Origin of the sequence: Gilliamella sp. wkB72 (assembly GCF_001693745.1) — a bacterium.
Taxonomy (GTDB): domain Bacteria; phylum Pseudomonadota; class Gammaproteobacteria; order Enterobacterales; family Orbaceae; genus Gilliamella; species Gilliamella apicola_E.
The window spans coordinates 1-26,298 of record NZ_LZEI01000021.1 but is presented as its reverse complement, the minus strand read 5'-3'; the positions used below and the strand labels follow the sequence as shown (position 1 = coordinate 26,298).

The window sequence follows — 26,298 nt, the reverse complement described above, 5'->3', positions numbered from 1 at the left end:
GTTTTTTAATAACTAAAGATAATAAGATAACGCTACTATGATTAATCAAAATTTTAGCAACGACGAGTTTGAACAGCATAAGATGTTAATTAAGATTGCTCAATTGTATTATGAAGAGAATAAAACACAGTCCGAAATAGCAAAAATAGTTAACATACATCGCTCAAGCATTAGTCGAATGTTAAAAACAATACGCGAGCTAGGCATTGTTTCAATTTCGATTAATTATAATCTGTTACCTGATATAGCGTTAGAAGAAAAAATTTGTAATAAATATCATTTAAAACAAGTCATTGTTGTACCGGTCAACACTGATATAGACAATGAAAGTAAAAATCAGATTGTTTGTAATGTGGCAGCAAGTGTCCTACTCAAAAATATTACCGATAATGATGTGATTGGTGTGTCCTGGGGACGCTCGATCAATTATATTGTGAATAGTTTAAAAAATGATAATGCTACATTTGAAAATGTTACCATCGTACCAATGATTGGTGGCCCTTCTGGCAAGATCGAAACAAAATACCACGTAAATAATATAGCTTGTAAACTTTCCGATAAACTTAAAAGTAAAGCAATATTAATTGATTACCCCGCTATCGTTGATACCGCTAATTTAAAAACTGAAATTGAAAAAACTCAACACATGAAAGAACTCAATGATTGGTGGAATAAGATCACAGTTGCTTTATTTAGTATTGGTTGTCCAGCTATATCCAAAAGCTCAATTTGGTATGGTTTTTATGGTGAACTTTTTCAAAAAATTACTAACAGAAAAATTGTCGGCGACATTTTATCGCGATTTTATGACAAAAATGGTAAAGAATTACAAACGCCATTCCATGATCAAATTATTGGCGTGACGTTAGAAAATTTAAAAAAAATCCCTCTAAAAATATGTGCAAGTGGCGACGCTGAAAAACTTAACAGTTTAATCGCTGCATTAAATGCAAATTATATTGATGTATTAGTCATTAGTGATGAAATGGCAAATCAATTAGTTAATTGATCTCATAAAAAGCTGACACTTGCGTAAATTAAAACGTCATTTCAATTTTTATAAATTATTTTTTAAATTTGTGACTCTATTAACAGATTCTTAGACTATTAACCTAGATAATCATTTTTATACTTCATCTTTTTTATTCTTCATTAAGGAAAAAACATGTATCGTTTAATTATAAAAAATGGATTATCTATTAGTTTACTCACCCTTACCGCTAGTTTCGCTGTGATAGCTTCACCACCATTTGTTCCAGTTACTTTGGACAAACTCAATATTCCTAATAAACAATGTAATGTCAGAGATTATGGCGCTGAAGCAACAGGCATTTGGTATGATACAAAAGCATTTCAAGCCGCTATCGATGATTGTGCACAAAATGGCGGTGGTAAAGTTATTGTTCCTGCGGGTTATTACCTATCTGAACCGCTATTTTTAAAAAGTAATATTGAATTTCATTTAGAAAAAGGGGCGGTAGTACAAGCTTCAGCAGAGGAAAGTGCATATCATCCTTCAGAAGAACAAAAAAAATGGTCATCATCAGCTGAATCATTACCACTAACAAAACAATGGATTGGGTTTATTAATATTGCAGAAGAGAAAAATATTGCTATCACCGGTGAAGGAATTATTGATGGGCAAGGTTCAACGCTTTTAGAAAAATACCGCGCCGAGACTCGTCAAGCCGGAAAAAAGGGACCAACAAATCGCCCACGTCTACTTTTATTTAAAAACGCTAACAATATTTTAGTTGAAGGCGTCACAATACAAAATTCGCCAAGTTTTCATATTGTTTTTAAAAATGTGGAAGATATTACAATTAATAAAACAACAATATCCGCTCCAGCTTGGTGGCAAAACACGGATGCCATTGATCCAATGGATAGTAGAAGAGTCAGTATTACAAAAAACACAATAAGTGTGGGTGATGACCATGTTGCCATTAAATCAACTGTAAAAAACCTTAGCCATGATTTTTATATTGCAGATAATAACTTTATGCTCGGTCGTGGATTATCTATTGGTTCAGAAACATATGGCGGTGTGAGCAATTTACTGGCAGAAAATAATACCTTTACCGATGCGATGTATGGTATTCGAATCAAATCGCCAAGAGGCAAAGGTGGTGAAGTTAAAGATATTGAGTATAACAATACAACAATGGTCAATGTAAAAACGCCAATTGTTTTGTCAGCTTATTATAAAGGCGGCCCAACAACAAAAGATGCAAAAATTAAAGCGTTGCAAGAAGGTGAATTTGCTGGTGGATTTATGTTAGGCGATCAGATTTATCCTGCGGATACTGAACAACCAAAAGAGCATAAACAAACCCCATACTTCAATAACATTAGCTTCAATAATCTTACTGTAAAAGGTAAAAGTAATTACGCTGGTTTTATTATTGGAACACCAGAAAAGCCATTCAATAATATTAGATTTTCAAACATCAATATTGAAGCGGAAAACGGTTTTAAAATTCGTAACGCATCAGTTGAGTTTAGCCACACTAAAATTAATGTAGAAAAAGGATCAGATATTATTAAAGAAAAAGGAAGTCATATTACTCATCAATAGTAATTTGGTGGCTCAGATTTGAGCTAATAAAAAATTCACAAACTAGAGCGTTACCAATTGAAACTGTCAAACCGACAAACAAAACAGGTAACGCTTATATTTCTGACTCAAAATTAACGCAATAAATAATCTTATTAAATTTACTTGAAGAACTACAGAATATTTCATTGATCTTCGCTAAAAAGTGCATTATCTATCATTAATTTCCGTGAAATCAATACCGACTAAGCGCAAGCAAGATATCACGCTTTTGTTCATTATGCTGTTTTTTAATTTTTCTTTTTACCACAACGTGATCTCTCATTAATCGTTTTGACTTTAAAAGCTCGCCTCTAAAATGATTTTTATCCGTTCAATGTAAATTAAGTAAATCAATATAGAACTCAAAACTTAATGAAATGGTATAGACTCCTCAATTATTTTTACAAATAAACGTCAATCAACCCAGAAAATCATCAACTAAAAAGTTTAATTAATGTTCCATAATCAAGATCAATAATTTGCTACCAATTGATTATTTACATATTTCATTTGTTAATTTGTGATCCAAAACACAATTTGGAACGCTGTTTTAATTATAATGATCTTTAGTTTTGTTATCAAAATTGGAGCAAAAACATGGATCTTTTTCTAAATATATTTGGTCAGCCTGCTATCATTATTGCATTAGTTGCGTTCATAGGATTGGTACTACAGAGAGCAAGACTTTCTAAAATTATTACTGGCACACTACTTTCATTTATTGGTTTTGTGTTAATTAAAACGGGTGGAAAAATCTTAGGTGGCGTGTTAATTATGTTCAGTAACATGTTTACTCATGCATTTGGAATGCATGGGGTAGTACCAAGTAATGAAGCCATTACCGCATTGACGATGGAATCACTTGGTACTAGTGCCGCCTTTATCCTCTTTTTTGCGATGATAATTAATCTACTATTAGCAAGATTTACCCGCTTTAAATCGATTTATTTATCATTGCATTTAGTGCTATTCATGGCATTTTCATTTACCGCAGTTTTACAAGGTATGGGCTATAATGGCTATATCATTGTTGCAACTGGCGCAATGATTATTGGCCTTTATATGGCGATATTTCCAACTTTACTCTCTAAATTTAGCCGTACAATAATAGGGAATAATGATTATTGTATTGCCCATGCTGGTACAGTTTCATACTTATTAGGTTCCTATTTAGGTAAATGGCTAGGAAATAAAAAAAATGATATCGAAAAGATTAAAATAAATGATCGTTTTAGCTTTTTAAGGCAATCAGATGTTGCGACTTTTATTACCATGTTTGTTTTACTATGCTTATCCGGTGCTTTTTCATCCGCTGAGTATTTGAATGAGATACTTAAAAACAATACGTTTATTATTTTTGCGTTGGAACAATCAGCTATTTTTGCCGGAGGACTCTATATTGCCAAAAAAGGGGTCGCTATTTTTACTGAAGAAATCATCCCAGCTTTTAAAGGATTTGCCCAAGTTGTCGCACCTGGTTGTGTGCCGGCGGTCGATCCAATGGTATTATTTGATAAAGCACCAAATTGTGTATTAGTTGGTTTTATTGTGAGTTTCTTTACTGAAATAGCTTGTGTGGTTGTTTTCCCTTTTATTGGTTTACCTATTATCATTCCCGGAATTATGGCAAGCTTCATCACTGGTGGAACAGCAGCAATATTTGGTAACTCAACAGGTGGAGCAAGAGGAGCGGTTATTGCCTCTTTCGTTAATGGTTTACTTTTATGTGTGTTGCCAGCCCTCGCATTACCTCTCTTTAAATTTTTAGGTGTTGAAGGTGTAACCTTTGCTGATCCTGATTTCACATCCTTATCGTTAATCACTGAATTTATTGTTAAGCTATTTAGTTAATCAAAAAGTCCGTTGCTATAACGGACTTTTTCTCGATAAATTTAAATTAAATCAAACATTAATATTTTTGAGTTTCTTTGATAATTATAGAGTTGTTTCTTTTTAATCGGTAGATCATCCACTTCAGCTGGATTAAAACCTTTTTCACGAAACCAATGAATGCTTCGAGTGGTAAGCACAAAGATTTTTTCTAATCCTAAATTATTAGCACTTTCTGAAATTTTTTCTAATAATAAATCACCGCGTGATGAGTTTCTATATTGCGGATGAATAGCCAAACAAGCCATTTCACCCATTTTTTCTTCTGGATAAGGGTAAAGCGCAGCACAACCAATTGTCATATTATCACGTTCAATAATAGTGAATTTGTCAATTTCCATCTCTAATTGTTCTCGTGAACGTTTAACTAAGATACCCTGCTCTTCAAGTGGTCGAATCAGCTCCAATATCCCACCTATATCATTGATTGTTGCCAAGCGAACTTGCTCTGAATGTTCCATTGCAACTTGTGTACCAATACCATCGCGAGAAAACAATTCTTGCAAAATAGAGCCATCTACTAGATAGCTAACTAAATGGCTACGACGGACGCCATTACGACATGCTTTGGATGCCGCACGCAAAAAACGAGCCTCACTAGATAGGTGTTTACCACATTCTTCTTTGCGATTAACATAATTATCAGCATCCACTGGGAACAGATCAGTTATTACATGGTTTTGTTCATCAAGTACACCTTGTTCTGCACAAAAACTGATTAGTTTATCGGCTTTAAGTCGAATAGCTACTTCGGCGGCAACATCTTCTGACGATAAATTGAAACTTTCACCTGTAACTGACACACCTACAGGACCTAATAGTACAATCGAACCACGATTTAATTGCTCATCTATTGCTTCGTTATTAATTCGACGTATTTTACCTGTATGGCAATAATCAACACCATCATCAACACCTAATGGTTGTGCTATAACAAAATTACCACTAACCACATTAATATGTGCGCCTTGCAAAGGTGTATTATTTAAGCTCATTGATAAGCTAGCGGTAATATTAAGTTGTAATAACCCTGTTACCTGTTTAACTACATCTAGAGTTGGGCCATCAGTGATCCGAGTATTTTTATGGTATTTAGGTTTAATATTATGATTTTTCAGTGATTCATCTATTTGGTTACGCGCACCATTAACAATGACCAGTTTAATACCCAAGCTATGCAATAAACCAATGTCACTAATGATACTTGCATAATTATTACTTTTTAAAACTGCACCAGTTAATAAAATAACGAATGTTTTTCCTTGATGTGCATTAATATAAGGTACTGAATGCCTTAAACCATCAACGAGTTCAGTTGTTCTTTCTTTCATCGCACCACCATCCAAAATGAATATTTATTCATATTTTTTGTATTTTTATTTATTTTTTATCCAATGGCAAGTCTTTTTTGAAAAATTCAAGAACATAAAATGGATAAAACTATTTTATAAAAATAGCTTAGCGAATAGTTAATGGAAGATAATGAAAAAAGTAGAGTTAATGATTTTTCAGTTTTTCAATCATTTGATTTAGAATTAAATTTTCATCTTGATCAACATCTACAATATGATGAGCAGCATCATGATATAAAGGCAAACGTTCAGCAAGAACTTTCTCCATTTCGTCAGAAATTGATAAACCCGTTAATGATGGTCGTTGAGCAATATTAGGATCTTTCATCAAGCGAGCTGCTAATATTTCAGCAGGCGCAGATAGAAATATGACGACACCATTTTGCTTCATAAACTGTCGATTTTTCTCAGCTAATACCATACCGCCACCAGTTGCAATAACGCGATTTGGCTTAGCGGTATCAATAAGGACTTGGCTTTCTCTAGCACGAAAACCTTCCCAACCTTCTTTTTCTACAATCTCAGCAACCGTTTTTTGCGTGGTTTCAAGTAAATGACAATCTGTATCGATAAAAGAAAATGATAACTCTTTGGCTAACATTTTACCCATTGTTGTTTTGCCAGCAGCTCTTGCGCCAACTAAAAAAATTATTTTTTTCATTTTGGGCCCTTCTTGATATACAGATCTTAAAATAAGTTATTTATGTATGCTAGTGATTCATTTTTATTTTTGCAATATTTTTTTACAATTTGATTTTATTATCCATATGATTTAATGAATAATAATATCCAAAAAAGTGTAAATAATTTAATGCAATTTACCTAGCATTCTTTAAACATAATCTAGCGTTGAGCATAACAATCAACACAACTTTTCTAAACCTCTAAAATAAAGTTCAGTAGCAATCGATTGATGCAATCGCCATTGAATCACATCTAATTCAGGATTCACTTTTTTAAACTCTTGGTATGTCATGAAATATCGAATGGTATTACTTCCAACACGATCATTAATACTATTGATAATCAGTTTTATTTTTTCACTACGAAGATTTTTTAATTCTTTCATTGTAGTTGCGACATTTTCAGGAACAGGTAAAACTCCGTTTTCCCAATCATGCCAAGTTTTTACGTCCGTTTTACCAATATACTCACTTGCCTCTGATACTTTTAGCATCAGAAAACGGCGAAATGCTTGTAACTCTAAATTAGTCATAAATACTCCCTTTTAATCACATTTTAAATTTATTAATCACTTTAACAATCTTAGCCGATTTAATAAATTTTTAAGATGAAGATTAAATATTTAGTCACCATCCCAATTGAATGAGATGGTTAATTTTAAGCTTTTATTTACCTGATAAAGCATCAATCACAGCTTGTTTTGCTCTATCTGAAAGCTCTTTTCCTGTCCAAATTTTAAATTGAGCATTTGCTTGACCAATAAACATCTCACGTCCAGAAATCGATTCCCATCCTGCTTTTTCAGCTTCTTGTCTAAACTTCGTGTTATATGGTGTGTACACAATATCGTAAGCTATGCCTTTACCTTTAAACCATGCTTGTTCATAAGGAGTTTGATCTTCAAATTTACCTTGCATACCTAATGGAGTAGAGTTGACAATAATCTGTGCTTCAACTTTATCTCTATCTGCCCAAGCTACCGTTTTAAGATTAAATTCTTTAGCTAATGCTTCGGGTAAATCAGTGACAATATCGGTAACTGTTATATCACTATATCCAAGATCTTGTAATCCAACAACCGCCGCACGTGCTGCACCGCCCGCCCCAAGTATTAACACTTTTTTATATTCAGCTGGTAATTTCTTTTGCGCTAGTGGTTGCATAAAACCAATAATATCGGTGTTATCGCCACAAAGCTTATCACCATCCCAATAAACTAAATTAGCTGCACCCGCTTTTTTAACATGATCAGTGACTTCATCTAAATAAGGAATAATAGTTTGTTTGTGAGGGATCGTAACGCACAAACCACGGATATTTAGTAATCGTACTGATTTAAAAAGTGTCGCAATTTCCTCTGGTGGTGTAGGAAAAGGTACAAGTACGGCAGGAATACCATAATCTTGGAAAGATGTAGTATGAATAAGTGGGCTCATACTATGCCCCAAAGGATAACCGATAATGCCATAAATGCTATATGGCGTAAACTGACTCATACTATCTCCTTGAAAGTAAATAAATTCAGACTAATAGATGAAATTTAAAATCCATAGTATTAAAACACAGTTATTATAAGATTAAATCGTTTTATATTGAACAAAAACAATCTAAATTATGAGATAATTATTTCGTCATAATAATGCATTTAGAATTATTAATCTTTTTCAATTAAAAACTTATTTTTAAGCTTAGATAAGATAATGCTTGAGAATTTACCTGTAAAAGCGTATACTTCGCTACCTCATTATTATGGGTGTAGTGTGAGAGGTTAGACTGCTTCTCAAATAGAACTGCAGCAAACTAAAAGCCTGACGAGGTTAATTCCATTAACATATTACGCCCAAGGCTTAAGCATAGAAATTTCGGAGAATTATTGACATGTCACGAGTATGCCAAGTAACAGGAAAAGGTCCTTTAGTGGGAAATAATCGTTCTCATGCGATGAATGCTACTAAACGTCGTTTTCTACCAAATCTTCAAACTCACCGTTTTTGGGTTGAGAGTGAAAAACGTTTTGTAAAATTACGTATATCTGCTAAAGGTATGCGAACTATCGATAAAAAGGGTATTGATGCAGTTTTAGCTGAACTTCGTGCCCGTGGTGAAAAGTACTAATAAGGAAACCATATCATGGCTAAAGGTGTACGTGAGAAAATTAGATTAGTTTCTTCTGCTGGTACCGGTCATTTTTATACCACTAGCAAAAATAAAAGAACAATGCCTGAAAAGATGGAGATCAAAAAATACGATCCTGTTGTTCGTCAGCACGTTGTTTATAAAGAAGCTAAAATTAAGTAATTTTACTTTTAAATAAAAAACCCAGCTAAGCTGGGTTTTTTATTACTACAAGAAATCATATCTCCATACAAATAAAAAAGTACTTCGCTCACATTTTTAGCAAAAATAATCCCTATTAATAAGCAATACATTTCATAATAGACTACCATTAGTTTACCAAAAAAGATTCGGTCAAATTCAGTCAAAAACAAACATTATCTTATTTACCGATTTTGACCGATTTGTTTTGTTTCAGGTAATAATATGAATAAATTTAATCAAGTATAGAACTATTCAATAAGATAAATGTGTCCTTTATCACATTTTATTGATAATGAAACAAAACAAATGACAAAACAGATTCCATCCACAAAATGTTAAATTTCACAAAGCTAAAATGGTAAGGCAGTTAAGGAGATATTATGTTAATACTAGAACGGCAACAAATGATCATTCAATTATTAAGTCAACATAATAGTTTGACAGTAAATGATATGGCTAAACTATGTTCCGTATCTAAAGAAACACTACGCAGAGATTTGAGAGCTTTAGAGGAAAAGGATTTAATTCGTCGCAGCCATGGAGGAGCAGTACTAGCCTCAACTCTCTCTAGTGAACCTATAGTGCCTTCCATATTAAATAGTAATCGTTCCTTCCGCCAACGGATTTTAGTAAATACTGATGTAAAAACCCGAATCGCTAGAAAAGCACTACAATTTGTAAATAATGCAGATCGTATTGCTTTAGACAGTAGTTCATCTTGCTGGTTTTTAGCTCGACAACTTCCAAATGTGGATATGACAGTTATCACTCATTCCATAAATGTTATTCAAACATTAGCAGCTAAAAGTCAAATTCAAATTTTCGTTTTAGGCGGTGCTTATTTTGCCAAAAATGAAGATATGGTTGGAACATTAACCGAAAAGATGTTGGCAGAATTTACTATAGATACATTATTTATTTCTTGCGATGGATTGGATTTTGATAATGGTTTAAGTGACAACAATGAATATCATGCTCATTTGAAAAAACAAATGATTTTAACAGCAAGAAAAGTCATCGTATTAGCTGATTCAACCAAATTTAATCAAAATGCCTTCGCCAAAATATGTAATTTAGGCGATATTGATGTACTAATTACCGATAAGAAAATCGATAAACTACTACAAAAAGAAATGGATTGGCACAGTGTCGAAGTCGTATTAGCTTAAATAAATATCTCTTCTTAACTAGATAAAAATGAGGTTCTAGTAATAAGGAGAATAATTATGCAGTATAAAATTTCCCCATCACTAATGTGTATGGATTTAATTAATATAAAGGAACAATTAACATTTTTTAATCAACATGCTGACTTTTTGCATGTTGATATCATGGATGGACATTTTGTTAAAAATATCACGCTTTCAGCTTTTTTTATTGAACAGATAAAACCCCACACATCGATACCAATCGATGTCCATTTAATGGTAGAGCACCCTACAGATTTTATTGATCAAATGGCAACTGCAGGTGCGGATTTCATTTGTCCTCATGCAGAAACAATAAATACTAATGCTTTTAGAATCATTAATCATATTCATCAATTAGATAAAAAAGCAGGAGTTGTTATAAATCCAGCTACGCCTATTGAGTATATATCACAATACATTCATCTACTCGATAAAATCACCATAATGACGGTAGATCCCGGTTATGCTGGTCAACCATTTATTCCAGAAATGTTACAAAAAATAAAAAAACTTTCTGATTTAAAACACCAAAATAATTTTAAATTTCTAATTGAGGTTGATGGTTCTTGTAATGTCAATACTTATCATCAACTGCTCTCATGTGGAGCAGAAATACTGATCATGGGAAGCTCGGGGCTATTTAAGAAGAATCTATCTTTAGATGCGGCATGGAAAAAAATGACGGCCGATATCAATAACGCTATTCAAACTATCAAATAGTAAAAGGATATTTAAATGAAAGGAAAAGTTTGTGTTTTCGGATCTTTTAATCTTGATATAACAGCATTTTTAGATCGCTTTCCTGAGCCCGGTGAATCATTAGTTGCCAAATCAAGTAAAATTTCTGCAGGTGGAAAAGGTGCGAATCAAGCAACAGCAGCATTAAAAGCAGGAGCAAATGTACATTATATAGGAAAAATAGGAGAAGATGATTTTGGTTATTTTGCTCGTCGACATCTCAAAGAAGTAGGGTTTAATGCAGTAACTATATTAAGCTCAAATGAACGGGCTACAGGTAATGCATTAATTTATGTTGCTGGGGAAAATGCTGAAAATATGATTTCTGTCGATCCAGGAACAAATATGATTGTTACTGAAGAAGAAATTAAAAAATGTGAACCAACAATAAAATGTGCAGATGTTGTACTAGTTCAACTAGAGAATAATCTCTCAGCTATCAACCAAGTAATTGATATAGCAAGCAATGCATTTACTATTTTAAATCCAGCACCATTTCAACCCGTTAGTGATGAATTATTATCAAAAGTTGATTTACTAACACCAAATGAAACAGAAATTTACCTACTCACTGGACAAAAGGTCACCGACAAAGAAAGCGCTGAACGTGCAGCAGATTATCTCCACCAAAAAGGCGTTAAGCAAATCATCATCACTATGGGAGCTAAAGGTTCACTGCTTTCAGATCATTGTAGTAAAACTTGGATCCCTTGTTTTCCTGCGAATCCTGTTGATACAACTGGTGCAGGTGATGCTTTTAACGGAGCTCTAGCCGCTCAAATTGCTAATGGTCAAGATATTAAACAAGCTGCGTTATTTAGTTCTGCTTTTGCAGCAGTAAGTGTTGAATATATTGGAGCTGCTTGTATGACTACTTACCAACAAGCAATTGAACGAATGAACAAATTTAGTGGTAATTAATCAATTATTACTAATTATTTTTAAATATTAGGTTTTATTATGAATATGAAAAATAAATCATCTATTTTAGATAGTAGTACTTATTTAACAAAAACGCCATGGGCAAAATTTATTTTAGTTTGTTGTTTATTTGCACTATGGGGAATGGCTGTTAATTTAAATGATATTTTAATTGCTCAGTTTAAAAAAGGGTTTGATCTTACAGATACACAAACCGCTTTAGTTCAATCAGTATTCTTTTTAGGATACTTTTTTATCGCTTTACCAGCAGCAGCTATAATTAAGAAATTCTCTTACAAATTAGCGATTGTTATTGGGTTAATGTTATATGCGACAGGCTGCTTTTTATTTATTCCTGCGGCCTCATCCATGACCTATTATGCATTTCTTGGTTGCTTAGGTATTATTGCATGTGGTTTGTCATTTCTTGAATCATCTTGTAATACTTATTCAAGTTTATTGGGGCCTATAGAAACATCAACACAACGGATTAATTTTTCACAAATATTTAATTCAGTTGGTGTCATATTAGGTGTACTAATCGGCCAGAAATTAGTGTTTGGAAAAGATGATCCTAGCCATGCTGAATTATTGCAAATGACACCTGAAGCTGCGAATGCGGCAAGGCATCAAATGGTTGGGCAAGTAGTTACACCTTATATAATAATTGGTTCAATATTAGTTTTAATCGCATTAATATTTATTTTTGTCAAATTCCCTGCGTGTAAAGCGAGTTCGACTGAAAATCAAGGAAATGAAAATTTAATTCATTCTTTAAAACGACTTTTTGCTATTCCTCGATTTACTTTGGGTATTATTTCTCAATTTTTATATGTTGGTGCACAAGTTGGAGTCTGGAGTTTTACTATACGTTTCGTCCAACAAGTTGAAACTGGCACATCTGAGCATAATGCTACGTATTGGTTGCTCATATCACTACTTTTTTATGCATTAGGGAAAATTGTTTCTACATTTTTAATGAAAAAAATAAGTCCTGCTAAGTTATTAAGCATATTCGCAATTCTAGCTGTAATATTATTATCAATAGCAATAATTAGCTCTGGTATTATTGCCATTGCAACATTAACTACTATTAGTTTTTGTATGGCACCAGGATGGCCAACTAATTTTGGTTTAACAATTAAAGGAATGGGTAAAGATACTCAAACAGCAGGATCAATTGTCGTTATGTCTATTATAGGCGGTGCAATTATTCCACTAGTTATGGGAATCATTTCTGATGTAAATCAAGGAAATATGCAAATAGCATTTATCGCTCCTCTATGCTGTTTTATCTACGTCGCATTTTATGGTTTCTATTGTTCGAGAAAAGGAATTTAATATGAATAATTTAATAACAGGTATTGCCCACATAGGTTTAAGAGTTAGTGATATCAATAAATCATCATCTTTCTATCAAACGTTAGGATTTGTAGTTACAGAAAAATTTTCCAAGAAAGTGGAAAATGGTGAAGTACACGTAGAGTTTTTAACTTCAGCAAAGCTGACTTTAGAGCTGTATCAATTACCTAATACAACTAACCATTTCAATTTAAGCCAATCTCACAATGGTATTGAACATTTTGCACTAGAGGTTAATGACATTGATAAAATGCTTCATAAAATAAAAGAACTTGGTTACCCAATCAATGAAGGGCCGATTTATGAGAAAAGAGAGCACTGTGAGGTGAGTTTTTTTCTTATTAGTGGCCCAGATGGTGAAAGGGTTGAATTTGATATGACAAAATATATATAACCGCTGTTTAAATAATAAAAAACTATCTGCATTTACAGATAGTTTTTTACTTTAGAATAATGATTATAGCACTAGATATTAATAGAATTATTTTAAATATTCTTGCTCATATGCTCTTGCTTTTTTATCATCAAAAGCATGTTCCCAGCGGGCTATAACGATAGCAGCCAATGCATTACCCACAACATTAACTACTGTTCTACCCATATCTAAAATACGCTCAACACCCATAATATAACCAATACCCTCGATTGGGATACCAACACTACCAAGTGTAGCTGATAACACTAAAATTGAAGCACCTGGTACACCAGCTATCCCTTTTGATGCTATCATCAATGTTATAACAATGATAATTTGATCCAGAATGCTTAAATCCATACCAAATAATTGCGCGAGAAAAATAACAGTTATACTTTGATATAGTGTTGAACCATCAAGATTAAATGAATATCCAGTAGGGATAACAAAACTCGTAATTGCTTTTGGTGCACCATAAGCTTCCATTTTTTCAATGATCTTAGGCAAAGCTGTTTCAGAGCTTGCAGTTGAAAACGCAATGACGAGTTCTTCTTTCAATATTTTTAATAAGGTAAAAATATTAAATCGGCACAATTTACAAACTAAACCTAATATGACCAAGGTAAATATAATCATTGCTGAATAAACGGTTAAAATCAATTTCAGTAATGGCAATAATGAAGCGAATCCATATTTGGCAACAGTTACCGTGATTAATGCAAATACCCCAATAGGTGCGTAACGCATAATCATATTAGTGACTTTAAACATTGTATCTGATACCACTTTTAACAAGAATAAAAATGGATCACGCTGTTTATCAGGTAGCGACATTAAGCCTAAGCCAAAAAAGACACAGAAGAAGATAACAGGTAAAACTGCACCATCAGACATTGCTTTAAAGATATTAGCTGGAATCATGTCTAAAATCATAACAATTAAACCGTGAGGTTTACCGCTAAGTTCTTCAGCTGCTTTAGTATATTTACTAATATCTGCTGAGGCTAACGTTGAAGAATCAATTCCCGCGCCAGGTGCAAAGAAATTTCCCCAAAAAAGACCTAACAAAATAGCAATAGTCGTAATAATTTCAAAATAAAGAATAGTTTTAAAACCAAGCATTCCTAAACGTTTTGAACCACCAATGCCTGCTATACCTAACGTTAACGTACTAAGAATAATTGGTAATACAATCATCTTGATTAAGCGGATAAAGATATCACCTGCTGGTTGGAAAATATTAACAATTGCAAATTGATAATATGAATGTAATTCATGATTAGGATCAGCTAATTCATATAGAAAAGCACCTGCCACTACACCTAAGACCAAGGCAATTAAAATTTGCCAAGCAAGATTAGTTACAACTTTTTTTATAGAGAAAGACATGTAATTCTATTCCTTGTCGTGGTTTTCGAAAACAAAAAAGGATTAGTCTGTGTGGCTAATCCTTTTTTATAATTAAAAATTATTCTTCGGATTCTTGAGCGGAATCATCACTATCATAAGCCTCTTGGGACAATTCCGATTCATCATCATCTTCCGTTTCAGCAATTCGTTGTAATCCGACCACTTTTTCGTTTTCGGCTGTTCGAATTAAGGTTACCCCTTGAGTGTTTCGGCCCACTATGCTTACTTCAGATACACGAGTACGTACTAAGGTACCAGCATCAGTAATAAGCATGATTTGGTCAGTTTCTTCAACTTGTACTGCACCAACTACTGCACCGTTTCGTTCACTCACTTTAATAGAGATAACCCCTTTTGTAGCGCGTGATTTAGTTGGATATAATTCTTGTTCAGTACGTTTTCCATAACCATTTTGAGTTGCAGTTAAGATTGCACCATTTCCTCGAGGAACAATTAGTGATACAACTTTATCATCACCTTCTAATTTAATACCTCGAACACCTGTCGCTGTTCGTCCCATGCAACGAACTTTATTCGCTGGGAATCGAACCACTTTACCATTAGCAGAGAATAACATAATGTCTTCGGTGTTAGAGATTTGAGAGACTTCATCATCACTATCTGTATCTTCAACAACCACATCATCGTTTAGTTCTTCATCATCAACGATATCAGATGTTTCATTACTTGTTAAATCAACACCAATAAGTTCATCATCATCACGTAAGTTAATAGCAATTATGCCACCGCTTCGAGGACGACTAAATTCAATTAGAGAGGTTTTCTTAACCGTACCTTGTGCTGTTGCCATGAATACACAATGTTCATCATCAAATTCACGAACAGGTAGAATTGCTGTAATGCGTTCATCAGCTTCTAGCGGTAATAAATTAATAATTGGACGACCTCGAGAACCTCGGCTGGCTTCTGGTAATTGATACACTTTCATCCAATATAAACGGCCACGGCTAGAGAAACAAAGTATAGTATCGTGAGTATTAGCAACTAATAACTTCTCAACAAAATCTTCTTCTTTAATTTTTGTTGCCGATTTACCTTTACCACCTCGACGTTGCGCTTCATAATCAGATAGCGGTTGATATTTCACATAACCTTGATGAGAAAGTGTAACTACAACATCTTCCTGAGCAATTAAGTCTTCAATATTGATATCAGCGCTGCTTGCAGTAATTTCTGTTCTTCTTGCATCTTGGAATTGATCGCGAACCGCTTCAAGCTCTTCACGAATAACTTCCATTAATCTTTCAGGGCTTGCAAGAATATGGAGTAAACCACTAATTTGAATTAGTAACTCTTTATATTCATCAAGAATTTTTTCGTGTTCAAGTCCGGTTAATCGATGTAAACGAAGATCTAAGATAGCTTGAGCTTGAGCTTCTGAAAGATAATAATGGCCATCTCGAATACCAAACTCTGGCGCTAAATCTTCCGGTCGAGCAGCATCATTACCAGCTTTTTCAAGCATTGCAGCAACATTACCTAGTTGCCAAGCTTGCGATAATAGTTTAGCTTTCGCTTCCGAAGGCGTAGCCGCGGCACGGATTAATTCAATTACAGGATCTATATTAGCTAATGCAATAGCTAAACCTTCCAATACATGCGCACGTTCACGAGCTTTACGAAGTTCATAAATAGTTCGACGCGTTACCACTTCACGGCGGTGAAGAACAAACGCTTCGATCATTTCTCTTAAATTTAATAGTTTTGGTTGGCCTTTATGTAAAGCCACCATATTAATACCAAAAGAAACTTGTAGTTGAGTTAATGAAAAAAGATTATTTAGAACAACTTCACCAACGGCATCGCGTTTAATCTCAATAACAATACGCATACCATCTTTGTCTGATTCATCGCGCAGTGCTGAAATGCCTTCAATTTTTTTATCTTTGACTAACTCTGCAATCTTCTCGATTAATTTTTTCTTATTAACTTGATAAGGAATTTCATTAACAATAATCGTTTCACGACCAGTGTGATCATCAACTTCAACCGTTGCTTTAGAACGAATATAAATGATACCACGACCAGTTCGATAGGCATTTTCAATACCTTTACGCCCATTAATTAATGCTGCGGTAGGAAAATCTGGACCTTTAATATACTCCATTAAACCATCGACAGAGATATTTTCATCTTCAATGAATGCCAAGCAGCCATTAATCACTTCAGCTAAATTATGAGGAGGAATATTAGTTGCCATACCAACTGCAATACCCGATGAACCGTTAATGAGTAAATTAGGAATTCGAGTTGGAAGAACATCAGGGATCATTTCTGATCCATCATAGTTTGGCGAGAAGTCTACGGTTTCTTTGTCAAGATCTGTCAACAATGCCCCTGCAAATTTTTGCATACGAATTTCGGTATAACGCATTGCAGCAGCAGAGTCGCCGTCAACAGAACCAAAGTTACCTTGACCATCAACAAGCATATAACGTAATGAGAATGGTTGTGCCATACGAACGATAGTGTCATAAACAGCAGAATCACCATGTGGATGATATTTACCGATTACATCCCCGACAACACGAGCAGATTTTCGGTAAGGTTTATTCCAGTCGTATCCAGCTTCATGCATAGCAAATAAAACTCGTCTGTGGACGGGTTTTAGTCCGTCACGTACATCAGGCAGAGCACGCCCGACGATAACAGACATTGCATAATCAAGATAAGAGGATTTTAATTCGTCTTCAATATTGACGGGAGTTATTTCTTTGGCTAGTTCGGTCATAACACCATGTTCTCTTATTAATTTAAATCTTAAAATAGCTTATAATTATAGCACAAAAATAGCTATTAATGCAGAACTAAACTGTTTTTATTTCAACTTATTCTGTATGAATAAACAAAGTATTTTCAATTAATTGGCATAAACAGTTCAAAATCATTGTGTGCATTTCGTAGGCCATCACCTTTTTGTAAGATGGAATTCTGATTTCAATATCATTCTGACCAAGCAATCCGATTACTTCACCACCATCAAATGCGGTTAATGCAACAATTTTCATATCTTTTATCACAGCTTCTTGGACGGCACGAATAATTGAACGACTATTACCTTCACAAGTGGATATAATCAAAATATCACCTTGTTGTCCTAAAGCTTGAATTTGCCGCGCATATATCTCTTCATGATTTGATATCGCACTTAACAAAACATTATCCGAAACTAAAGCAATAGCAGGAATACTTGGCCTTTCAATGTCAAGACTTGTAATTAAGCGTGAAGTAAAGCTTTGTACATTCGCTGCCGCAGCCCCATTACCACATCCCATAATTTTATTACCATTAAGTAATCCACCAACAATAATATTAGCTGCTTTTTCAATTGAAGAGCCTAGTGATTCCGCCATCACTATTTGAGTTTGAATACTTTCAGTAAAATAATTTTTTATTAAATCTTGCACGTTTTTCACCTAACCATTAAAACGCATTAACTATCCATTTTTGATCTTTGCCCGTTATGGCAAAAACATCAAATCTAAACTCTGTTTCTTCAATATTAAAGTTATTCTCTAACATCCAAAGTTGTGCAGCTTGTTTAATTTTAGATTGTTTATTAAACGATATTGTCATTTCAGCTTCACCAAAATGGGCATTTTTTCGATATCTAACTTCAATAAAGACCAAGCAGGTTTTGTCTCGCATAATTAAATCAATTTCACCAATTTGGTATAGGCTATTTTGTTCCAATAATACAAGTCCTTGCTTGGTTAAAAATTGGCAAGCTAATTGTTCATAATACTTACCAATTTTTTTACTATTCGCTTTGCTGTGAGGACTGATCAGATGCTTCATAAACATATTCTTGCCAAGAAAGTGATCGCGTTACTTCGCATTGATTACTTGTTGACAATTTACCGGTCATACCATCTAAAAAATTAGGTTGATAAGAATCCAATTGATTGAAACGATTAGCGAGTCTCCATGCATCAATACCCATAGCGTATAATCGAGTTAAAGAATAATCTTTTTGAATATTGCCAGGGATAAGGGAAGACATTCTATCAGATGACTGAATAATCAATGGAATATCAGCATACTCAGTTTTATTCATATCATAGTTAAAATCATTTGAAGCGCTTGCTACATGGCTTTTAGAACTAGAATAAAGTGTAACTGATGATGACCCATTACCAATAGTTTTGCCCGCGCCCAAATCAAGCATTGGTTTTATTAACGTTAATTCGTCATATGATGCATAAACATAAATCGCATCAAAACCAGCGGAACTTGATGATGTTGTAGCACTACCATCATCAAAAGAGACTGGACGGCCAGTTAAACTTATTCCACTATTATGATTCATATTGCCTCTCAAAGTACCGATACTACCGACATATTGGACATAAGCTTGAGAACCATTAGCAATTTGTGACCATTGTTTAGCAAAACTTTTAGCAACTCGTCTACCTAAATCAGTTTGTGGAACAATTAACAGTGGTTTTTGCTTATTTTGAGCAAAAATATGGTCAGCCGCATCTTTTGCTTCATCTTCAGGAGATAATGCGAAGAAACACATCTTATTAGAGGAAACAGTACCATCATCCACTTTATTTAATGCTAAAACAGGAATAGAAGGTGCTAACTGTTTTATTTTAATGACTTCTTCTTTCAACAATGGACCAACAATTAATTCAACATTTTGTGCTTGAGCTTGTTCAATTAAGCTTTCCATTGGTAATGATGTGGTATCTAAAACAACAACATTTTGTTGCGGTTCTTGTGGATAAAATTTAACAGCATCAACATAACCTTGACGAATTGTATTACCAAATATACGAGAAGAACCATTTAAAGGTAATAATAAAGCAACTGTTTTCGTATTTACATTATCAACAGAAAGCTTTTGGCCACCTACTAGCGCCGAAACAATCTCTTGGGCTGGATGATTTGGATATCTTGATGACCAATCTTCAATAGCTTGTTTTAATTGTGCACTTTGACTACTATTTGTTGCATCAACAACATCAGTACTATCACCTGACTGAGCTAATGCTTTTTTATTATTACTTTTATATGTATAACTTAAATCAATCCAACCCCTTAATATTACTTCATTATCAGCAGCAGAAATTTGACTTATTTGACTTGCAGATAGTTTGCTAAAGAATTTCCAAGTATTATTTAATATCTGCTTTTGATGTTTCTCAGGGGCAAATTTTTGTAAAGATAAATAATCATGAGCTTGTTCATTTATATTTCTAGCTTTGCGATCTAAAGCTAATTTTATTGAATAATAACGATATGATTGTGAATCATTTAATTTATCAGCAGATAGTTGATTAAGATTAAATGGCTGTCCTTTTCTGACCGCTATTTCGCCTTGAGATAACAATTGGTCTTTTTGTTGTTCAGCATTAAGATTCGCAGGAAGCTCAGATAATAATTTGTTTGCTTGAGACAATTTATTCTCATTTATTAAAGCCCGCACGGCTAACAATTGCCAATCGATTTTGGCATTTCCTGAACTTGATTCAGCTTGCGACAAATAATAATTGGAATCTTTAGTCTCATCATATTTACCACTTTTCGATAAGCTGAGATTACAGCCAATTAAAAGCGAAAATAATGCTAACATAACAATAGCATAAAAGGATTGTTTTAATTTCATACCCATTCTCTTATAAATTTTCATCCCCAAATTCGTTGCACATGAACAGTAACTTCCTCACGATCGTGATAAAGCTGCTTAGCCTGAATTTGTACATTGATTTGATTATTATTTAGTTCTTTTATTAGTAATTGTAAATTTTGTTTTACTTCTTCATAACGTTTTTTCATTGGCAACTTGAGATTAAAAATTGTCTCTCGGCACCAACCATTAATAAGCCACTTGGCAATTAATTCTGTTACTTTGGCTGGTTTTTCAACCATATCACACACTAGCCAATAAATATTATGCTTTTTAGGTATAAATTTGAAGCCATCTTCACGATAATGTTTAACTTGCCCTGACTCCATAAGTTTTTCATTCATCGGACCATTATCTATAGCATATACCATCATGCTTCTTTTGACTAATTGATAAGTCCATCCTCCAGGACACGCACCTAAATCAACTGCATTTAAACCACCTTTTAGTCGTTCATCCCACTCTTCATAAGGAATAAAAATATGAAAAGCTTCTTCTAGTTTTAACGTGGAACGGCTTGGGGCATCAGCAGGAAATTTTAATCTTGGTATTCCCATATAAAAAGGCGAATTATTTTGACTTAAGGAATATCCTACATAACAACTATTATTGTTAATGAATAATAGATGAATAACTGGCCGTGATGGATTTTGAACTTTTAAAAGGATGCGCTTATTTCGTAAAGCTTGTCGAAGAGGAACTGTAAATTTCCGACAAAATCCTGCTAATTGTTTACCTTCATTCGTATCAGCAACTTCGACACGCAAATCACCTGCTTTATCAACAATACCAGATAATGCCTCGATTATAGGAGTGATACGATCTTCTGTTGGTAAATTATCTAATAAATCACCTGCAACAAACATTTGTCTGGCAAAAATCAGTGTTCGAAATGAAATTTCTTTAATCAATAATTGAGCATCACCATCTTGGTAACATTCAAATATTATATAACCACTATTTTCTTTAACTTTCGCAAATCCAAATATCTCTTTTTGTGCGGCCCTATCTGTTATTTCTGCCGCACATTCTTTTTCGAATCCAGGCCGGCAATACAAAATTATTTTATTTAGTTTTTGCATATCGTATCTTATCGTTTTTCACAATCGAATTTGTTAAATTAATCTGATTGAACTTTATCAGTATATAAAGGTGCATCCCCTTTGGGACGAGTTTTAAATCGTCGATGCAACCACATATATTGTTCTGGTGCTTTAAGAATTTCTTGTTCAATTGCTTTATTCATAAACGTGGCTGCTTGAACATCATCATCGATAGGATATCCCTTAAGTTCAGGAGTCACATAAACGGTATAATGACCTTTTGTTTCACGTTTAGGGGTGAAAGGTATAATTGCTGGTTGGCCTAATTTAACTAAAATTCGAGTCCCTATTGTGGTTGCGGCTTTTTCGACAGCAAAAAGTGGAGCAAATACACTATTTTTAGGTCCATAATCATGATCAGGAGCATACCATAACAATTCACCATTTTTTAGTGCTCTAATCATGCCTTTAGTATTATGGCGATCCAACATATATTTGTTGGATTTTAAACGTCCTTTTAATTGAATATAATCCATAACCGGATTATCGTTTGGTCGATAAACACCAACACCAGGATGACTCATTCCTAAAATACGTGCACCTAGCTCTAACGTTAAAAAATGAATCCCAATTAATAGAACACCTTGTCCAGATTGTTGTATGCGAGTGATATGCGAATCACCTACAATTGAAGAGTGTTTAGCAAGTCTTTTATCTGACCAAAACCAAGCCATACCCGTTTCAAATATAGCAAGTCCAGTTGAAATAAAATTATCTCTTAATATTTTATCGCGTTCTTGATCGGTTTTTTCAGGAAAACATAGTTTCAAGTTCTGTTTTGCGGTTTCTTTACGCTTACCGATTAACTTCATTGAAAGCAATCCTAAGCCTTTTCCTATTTGATAAATTATTGGATATGGCAACAATACGATTAGATATAAAACACTAATACCAAACCACGTTAACCAGTAACGAGGATGTAATAACCGTTTTGTAAAAGTAGGATGAATTTCTTGACTCATATTAAGATTAAATAACAATTTAAACAAAGTGAATTATTATATACCAATCTTGAATTAAGCGGCAGAAAAATAAAATAATTAAGCATGATGGAACATCATTTTATTAATAGATTTTTTTGTAAAGATAATGTTTTAAAAAAGATGTTAGGGATTAAATTGATTAATCCCTATTCTATAATTTTTAGTAATTATTAAATTGAAATATGCTCAAAAAGGCCGCTCCTCAACTTTTTATTAATTTTAAATAGCTACTGGCGCTTTAATTGCAGGATAAGGGTCATAGCCAACAATTTCGAAATCTTCAAACTCATAATCAAAAATTGTAGGTGGCTTACGTTTAATAACCAGTTTAGGCAATGGTTTCGGCTCACGACTTAATTGTAAATGGGTCTGTTCCATATGATTAGAATAAAGATGTGTGTCTCCACCAGTCCAAACAAAATCACCGACTTCTAAATCACACTGCTGAGCTATCATGTGAACGATTAACGAATAACTGGCAATGTTAAATGGTAATCCTAAAAATACATCACATGAACGCTGATAAAGTTGACACGAAAGTTTACCTTGAGCAACATAAAACTGAAAAAAAGCATGACATGGCGCTAATGCCATCTGATCAAGTTCGCCAACATTCCATGCAGAAACGATCATTCGTCTTGAATCAGGATCATGTTTAATTTGTTCAATTACTTGAGAGATTTGATCTATCTGACGACCATCGGCGGCTCCCCAAGCACGCCATTGTTTACCATAAACTGGGCCAAGATCACCATTTTCATCCGCCCATTCATCCCATATCGTTACTTTATTATCTTTTAAATAATTAATATTGGTATCACCTTTAAGAAACCAAAGCAATTCATAGATAATTGAACGTAAATGACATTTTTTTGTTGTTACCAACGGAAAGCCATCTTGCAAATTAAATCGCATTTGATGACCAAAGATCGATAATGTACCTGTCCCTGTTCGATCTGATTTAGGTGTTCCCTCATCTAAAATTTTTTGCATTAATGCTAAATATTGTTTCATTTTGAGATAACCTTATTGTTAAATCTATATGCATATAAAAGGATCAAAATTCCACCGATAATCATTGGTAGACAGAGAATTTGCCCCATACTAATAAAATTCAAAAATAATCCTAACTGTTCATCTGGTTGTCTGAAGAACTCTATGATGAATCTGAATATTCCATAGCAAACCAAAAATAGCCCTGACACAGCACCTGTTGGACGTGGTTTACGGATAAAAAGGTTCAAAATAATAAATAAGACTATGCCTTCAAATACCATTTCATAAAGTTGTGATGGGTGTCTTGGTAAAACACCATTTAATTGGCTATATAAAGAAAACCATTCGGGATGTGATTGTACAAACATAAAATCGGCATGAGTCGAAGTCGGAAATAACATACCAATTGATGAGTTAGTTACACGTCCCCAAAGTTCACCGTTGATAAAATTACCAAAACGGCCAAACATCAAACCGATCGGAACTAACGGTGCAACAAAATCGGCTACTTGCATAAATGTTTTTTGGTTCTTTTTAGCAAATATAGCAATAACGCAAATTGCACCAATCAATCCACCATGGAAAGACATGCCGCCTTCCCAAACTCGAAATAAGATTGCAGGCTCATCAATAAAAGCATCAAAGTTATAAAATAATATATAGCCTAATCGTCCACCAATGAAGAGACCTAAAAATCCCCAGAAGAGTAAATTTTCAACTTGTTGCGATGTCCAATTACTATTTGGTTTGTTTGCTCGTCGCTTAGCTAAATATAAGGCGCCAAGTATGCCAAATAAATACATTGCACCGTACCAGTGTAAGGAAATAGGTCCGATTGAAAAAGCAATTGGATCAAAATTGGGGAATTGTAAAAATTGATTCATTTTTTAACACGCTGTTTATTTTTTCGTTTATGAGTAAAGAAGTTAAATCGTTTTTTCTTAGAAAGATTTGTTATTGGATCTTCTATGTCAGATTGTATAGTAAAAACAGGCAAAGAAAACTCTTTCATCGCCTTACGATATACATCACGCTTAAAAGCAATAACCTGCCTTATAGGATACCAATAACTTACCCACTTCCAATCATCAAATTCTGGCGTTGGTGAAATATTTAAGTTTATTACCGATGTATCAGAAATTAATTCTAATAAAAACCACTTCTGCTTTTGGCCGATACATACAGGCTGATTATCCCAACGAATCATTCGTTTAGGTAGTTTATACCTTAGCCAGCCATTGGTAACCGACAAAATTCTTACATCTTTGGGTTGTAATCCTACTTCTTCATTAAGTTCACGAAACATTGCTTGTTCAGGTGTTTCGTTTAGTTTTATTCCGCCCTGAGGAAATTGCCAAGAGTTTTGCCCATAACGTCGAGCCCAAAGTACTTGACCATACCTGTTACAAATAACGATTCCTACATTTGGACGGTAGCCATCATTATCGATCACTGACTACCTCAAAAATTTATTTTTTTATATAGCTGAATTGTTTCATACATACACTAATAAATAAATAGGAAAATGATATTAATCGTCTAAATCTAATATTATATGCGAGATTTTTGGGATAATTTAATAATAGTAATAATATTAATTAGCGCAAATGTAATCTCTATCGCTAGGCTTCCTAAAGAGCCTATCCATAAACTATAAATGATCCATAAAGCACTACTCAATAATATAAGTAATCGCATCTTTTGTTGTTCAAATCGAAATAGCGCAATGGTTACTAATGTCGTTCCAATAACCGAGAAATAATTAATGAATTGCTTCCAATCCGGCGTTGTAAAAAAATAAAATATCCACATCAATGCAATAAAGAAAAACATTGCTAAAAAATTCTTAGTATAAGTAGAAGTCACATTCCTAAAAATATTTACAATATTGAGTATAGCAGCAGGATAGGATTCAGGACCTAATAAATAAAAATGCAGCGTCATAATGACGTTAACAATCGTTAATTGCCATCGGAATGCATTATCATTACGTTGCAAAAAGGCACTAACACCGACAAGATAACCTAATATACCAATTAGTTGAGGAACTGTTGTGTATTTTTCAATAAAATCTGAACCAAAAAATTGATATAAAAAGTTTAAATTATCCACTGTTTACTCCTTAGACAAATGGATCTGAATAATAAATGATTCATGAATATACTTTTACTAATTGTAGAATGCAAAAAAGCCCAGCATTGCTGCTGGGCTTTCGCTCTAATTTAAAAGTCTGGCGGCACCCTACTCTCACATGGGTAATACCCACACTACCATCGGCACTACGGCGTTTCACTTCTGAGTTCGGCATGGGGTCAGGTGGGACCACCGCGCTATTACCGCCAGACATATTCTGTCTTCTCTTTTTCAACTGATGATGATTATCACATATCTTCACCAATCGCTCAATCCGGAACAAACTGTTTTATTAATCTTTCACCATCTTTCGATGATTTCTTAATCTCTCAACTTCGCGTATCCCAAAACAACTCCGAGTTGTAAGGTTAAGACTCTCGGTTCATTAGTATCAGTTAGCTCAATGTATCACTACACTTACACACCTGACCTATCTACGTCTTAGTCTCAAACGGACCTTACTGAATCTCTTCAGGGAAAACTCATCTCGAGGCTAGTTTCGTGCTTAGATGCTTTCAGCACTTATCTATTCCGCACGTAGCTACCG

Annotated in this window: 25 protein-coding genes and 2 rRNA genes; 10 read left to right on the top strand and 17 right to left on the bottom strand. The window is 33.9% G+C overall.

The window, feature by feature from the left end:
- Window positions 1-37: 37 nt before the first annotated feature.
- The 3 genes from A9G07_RS10155 to A9G07_RS10145 all read left to right on the top strand — a co-directional run bounded on the left by A9G07_RS10155 (window position 38) and on the right by A9G07_RS10145 (window position 4,450).
- Entirely contained in the window at window positions 38-1,009 is a 972-nt protein-coding gene (locus tag A9G07_RS10155) for a sugar-binding transcriptional regulator (RefSeq protein WP_065561987.1), read from the top strand.
- 156 nt (window positions 1,010-1,165) lie between these two features.
- Window positions 1,166-2,578: a glycoside hydrolase family 28 protein gene (locus tag A9G07_RS10150; RefSeq protein ID WP_081303421.1), complete on the top strand. Its 1,413-nt coding sequence runs from the start codon at window positions 1,166-1,168 to the stop codon at window positions 2,576-2,578.
- A 618-nt stretch (window positions 2,579-3,196) separates the two neighbouring features.
- Window positions 3,197-4,450, top strand: coding sequence for a PTS ascorbate transporter subunit IIC (locus tag A9G07_RS10145; protein ID WP_065735022.1), 1,254 nt, complete (start codon window positions 3,197-3,199; stop codon window positions 4,448-4,450).
- 41 nt (window positions 4,451-4,491) lie between these two features.
- On the opposite strand, the gene argA is transcribed toward A9G07_RS10145, so the two are convergent.
- The 4 genes from argA to aroE form a co-directional block, all read right to left on the bottom strand.
- On the bottom strand, window positions 4,492-5,820 hold the full coding sequence (gene argA, locus A9G07_RS10140) for an amino-acid N-acetyltransferase (protein ID WP_065735021.1): 1,329 nt from the start codon (window positions 5,818-5,820) through the stop codon (window positions 4,492-4,494).
- Between the two features lie 166 nt (window positions 5,821-5,986).
- Window positions 5,987-6,502 carry a shikimate kinase AroL gene (aroL, locus tag A9G07_RS10135; protein ID WP_065561984.1) on the bottom strand — a complete coding sequence of 172 codons (516 nt, stop codon included), beginning with the start codon at window positions 6,500-6,502 and terminating at the stop codon, window positions 5,987-5,989.
- Window positions 6,503-6,703: 201 nt separating this feature from the next.
- Window positions 6,704-7,057 (bottom strand): Aca2/YdiL-like domain-containing protein, encoded by a 354-nt coding sequence (locus A9G07_RS10130; protein ID WP_065561983.1) that lies wholly within the window; start codon window positions 7,055-7,057, stop codon window positions 6,704-6,706.
- A 133-nt stretch (window positions 7,058-7,190) separates the two neighbouring features.
- Window positions 7,191-8,021: a shikimate dehydrogenase gene (aroE, locus tag A9G07_RS10125; protein WP_065735020.1), complete on the bottom strand. Its 831-nt coding sequence runs from the start codon at window positions 8,019-8,021 to the stop codon at window positions 7,191-7,193.
- Between the two features lie 382 nt (window positions 8,022-8,403).
- On the opposite strand from aroE, the gene rpmB reads away from it, so the two are divergent.
- The 7 genes from rpmB (at window position 8,404) to A9G07_RS10090 (ending at window position 13,449) form a co-directional block, all read left to right on the top strand.
- Window positions 8,404-8,640: a 50S ribosomal protein L28 gene (rpmB, locus tag A9G07_RS10120; RefSeq protein WP_025314527.1), complete on the top strand. Its 237-nt coding sequence runs from the start codon at window positions 8,404-8,406 to the stop codon at window positions 8,638-8,640.
- Between the two features lie 15 nt (window positions 8,641-8,655).
- Window positions 8,656-8,823 carry a 50S ribosomal protein L33 gene (gene rpmG / locus A9G07_RS10115; RefSeq protein WP_034884348.1) on the top strand — a complete coding sequence of 56 codons (168 nt, stop codon included), beginning with the start codon at window positions 8,656-8,658 and terminating at the stop codon, window positions 8,821-8,823.
- A 401-nt stretch (window positions 8,824-9,224) separates the two neighbouring features.
- Window positions 9,225-10,013 carry a DeoR/GlpR family DNA-binding transcription regulator gene (locus A9G07_RS10110; RefSeq protein WP_065735019.1) on the top strand — a complete coding sequence of 263 codons (789 nt, stop codon included), beginning with the start codon at window positions 9,225-9,227 and terminating at the stop codon, window positions 10,011-10,013.
- 57 nt (window positions 10,014-10,070) lie between these two features.
- The gene (gene alsE, locus A9G07_RS10105; protein WP_065735018.1) at window positions 10,071-10,754 is read left to right on the top strand and encodes a D-allulose 6-phosphate 3-epimerase; all 684 of its coding nucleotides are present in this window, start codon (window positions 10,071-10,073) and stop codon (window positions 10,752-10,754) included.
- 15 nt (window positions 10,755-10,769) lie between these two features.
- A complete protein-coding gene (locus A9G07_RS10100; RefSeq protein ID WP_065735017.1) occupies window positions 10,770-11,693 on the top strand; it encodes a ribokinase in 924 nt (307 codons plus the stop codon).
- Between the two features lie 39 nt (window positions 11,694-11,732).
- Complete coding sequence (gene fucP, locus A9G07_RS10095; RefSeq protein ID WP_081303420.1) at window positions 11,733-13,034, top strand: L-fucose:H+ symporter permease; 1,302 nt, start codon at window positions 11,733-11,735, stop codon at window positions 13,032-13,034.
- A 1-nt stretch (window position 13,035) separates the two neighbouring features.
- Window positions 13,036-13,449 carry a VOC family protein gene (locus tag A9G07_RS10090; RefSeq protein ID WP_065735016.1) on the top strand — a complete coding sequence of 138 codons (414 nt, stop codon included), beginning with the start codon at window positions 13,036-13,038 and terminating at the stop codon, window positions 13,447-13,449.
- A gap of 87 nt (window positions 13,450-13,536) precedes the next feature.
- Here A9G07_RS10090 and gltP read toward each other — a convergent pair whose 3' ends face one another.
- The 13 genes from gltP to A9G07_RS10025 all read right to left on the bottom strand — a co-directional run.
- Window positions 13,537-14,847: a glutamate/aspartate:proton symporter GltP gene (gltP, locus tag A9G07_RS10085; protein ID WP_176713972.1), complete on the bottom strand. Its 1,311-nt coding sequence runs from the start codon at window positions 14,845-14,847 to the stop codon at window positions 13,537-13,539.
- A 91-nt stretch (window positions 14,848-14,938) separates the two neighbouring features.
- A complete protein-coding gene (gene gyrA / locus A9G07_RS10080) occupies window positions 14,939-17,632 on the bottom strand; it encodes a DNA topoisomerase (ATP-hydrolyzing) subunit A (protein WP_065735014.1) in 2,694 nt (897 codons plus the stop codon).
- A gap of 97 nt (window positions 17,633-17,729) precedes the next feature.
- Window positions 17,730-18,308: an SIS domain-containing protein gene (locus tag A9G07_RS10075; RefSeq protein WP_065561979.1), complete on the bottom strand. Its 579-nt coding sequence runs from the start codon at window positions 18,306-18,308 to the stop codon at window positions 17,730-17,732.
- Window positions 18,309-18,324: 16 nt separating this feature from the next.
- On the bottom strand, window positions 18,325-18,699 hold the full coding sequence (locus A9G07_RS10070) for a YraN family protein (protein ID WP_065735146.1): 375 nt from the start codon (window positions 18,697-18,699) through the stop codon (window positions 18,325-18,327).
- Window positions 18,662-20,515, bottom strand: coding sequence for a penicillin-binding protein activator (locus A9G07_RS10065; protein WP_176713970.1), 1,854 nt, complete (start codon window positions 20,513-20,515; stop codon window positions 18,662-18,664). Before A9G07_RS10065 ends, A9G07_RS10070 begins: the two co-directional genes overlap by 38 nt.
- A gap of 20 nt (window positions 20,516-20,535) precedes the next feature.
- Window positions 20,536-21,618: a 23S rRNA (cytidine(2498)-2'-O)-methyltransferase RlmM gene (gene rlmM / locus A9G07_RS10060; protein WP_065735012.1), complete on the bottom strand. Its 1,083-nt coding sequence runs from the start codon at window positions 21,616-21,618 to the stop codon at window positions 20,536-20,538.
- A 38-nt stretch (window positions 21,619-21,656) separates the two neighbouring features.
- Window positions 21,657-22,601: an LpxL/LpxP family Kdo(2)-lipid IV(A) lauroyl/palmitoleoyl acyltransferase gene (gene lpxL, locus A9G07_RS10055; protein WP_065735011.1), complete on the bottom strand. Its 945-nt coding sequence runs from the start codon at window positions 22,599-22,601 to the stop codon at window positions 21,657-21,659.
- 240 nt (window positions 22,602-22,841) lie between these two features.
- A complete protein-coding gene (gene thyA / locus A9G07_RS10050) occupies window positions 22,842-23,636 on the bottom strand; it encodes a thymidylate synthase (RefSeq protein ID WP_065735010.1) in 795 nt (264 codons plus the stop codon).
- The gene (gene lgt / locus A9G07_RS10045) at window positions 23,633-24,502 is read right to left on the bottom strand and encodes a prolipoprotein diacylglyceryl transferase (RefSeq protein WP_065735009.1); all 870 of its coding nucleotides are present in this window, start codon (window positions 24,500-24,502) and stop codon (window positions 23,633-23,635) included. Before lgt ends, thyA begins: the two co-directional genes overlap by 4 nt.
- A complete protein-coding gene (rppH, locus tag A9G07_RS10040; protein ID WP_065735008.1) occupies window positions 24,499-25,071 on the bottom strand; it encodes an RNA pyrophosphohydrolase in 573 nt (190 codons plus the stop codon). The genes lgt and rppH overlap by 4 nt, the downstream gene beginning before the upstream one ends.
- A gap of 98 nt (window positions 25,072-25,169) precedes the next feature.
- Window positions 25,170-25,730, bottom strand: a complete 561-nt coding sequence (locus tag A9G07_RS10035; protein ID WP_065561971.1) for a YgjV family protein — start codon at window positions 25,728-25,730, stop codon at window positions 25,170-25,172.
- A 116-nt stretch (window positions 25,731-25,846) separates the two neighbouring features.
- Window positions 25,847-25,962, bottom strand: a 5S ribosomal RNA gene (rrf, locus tag A9G07_RS10030).
- A gap of 153 nt (window positions 25,963-26,115) precedes the next feature.
- Window positions 26,116-26,298 (bottom strand): 23S ribosomal RNA (locus tag A9G07_RS10025); the annotation flags it as partial.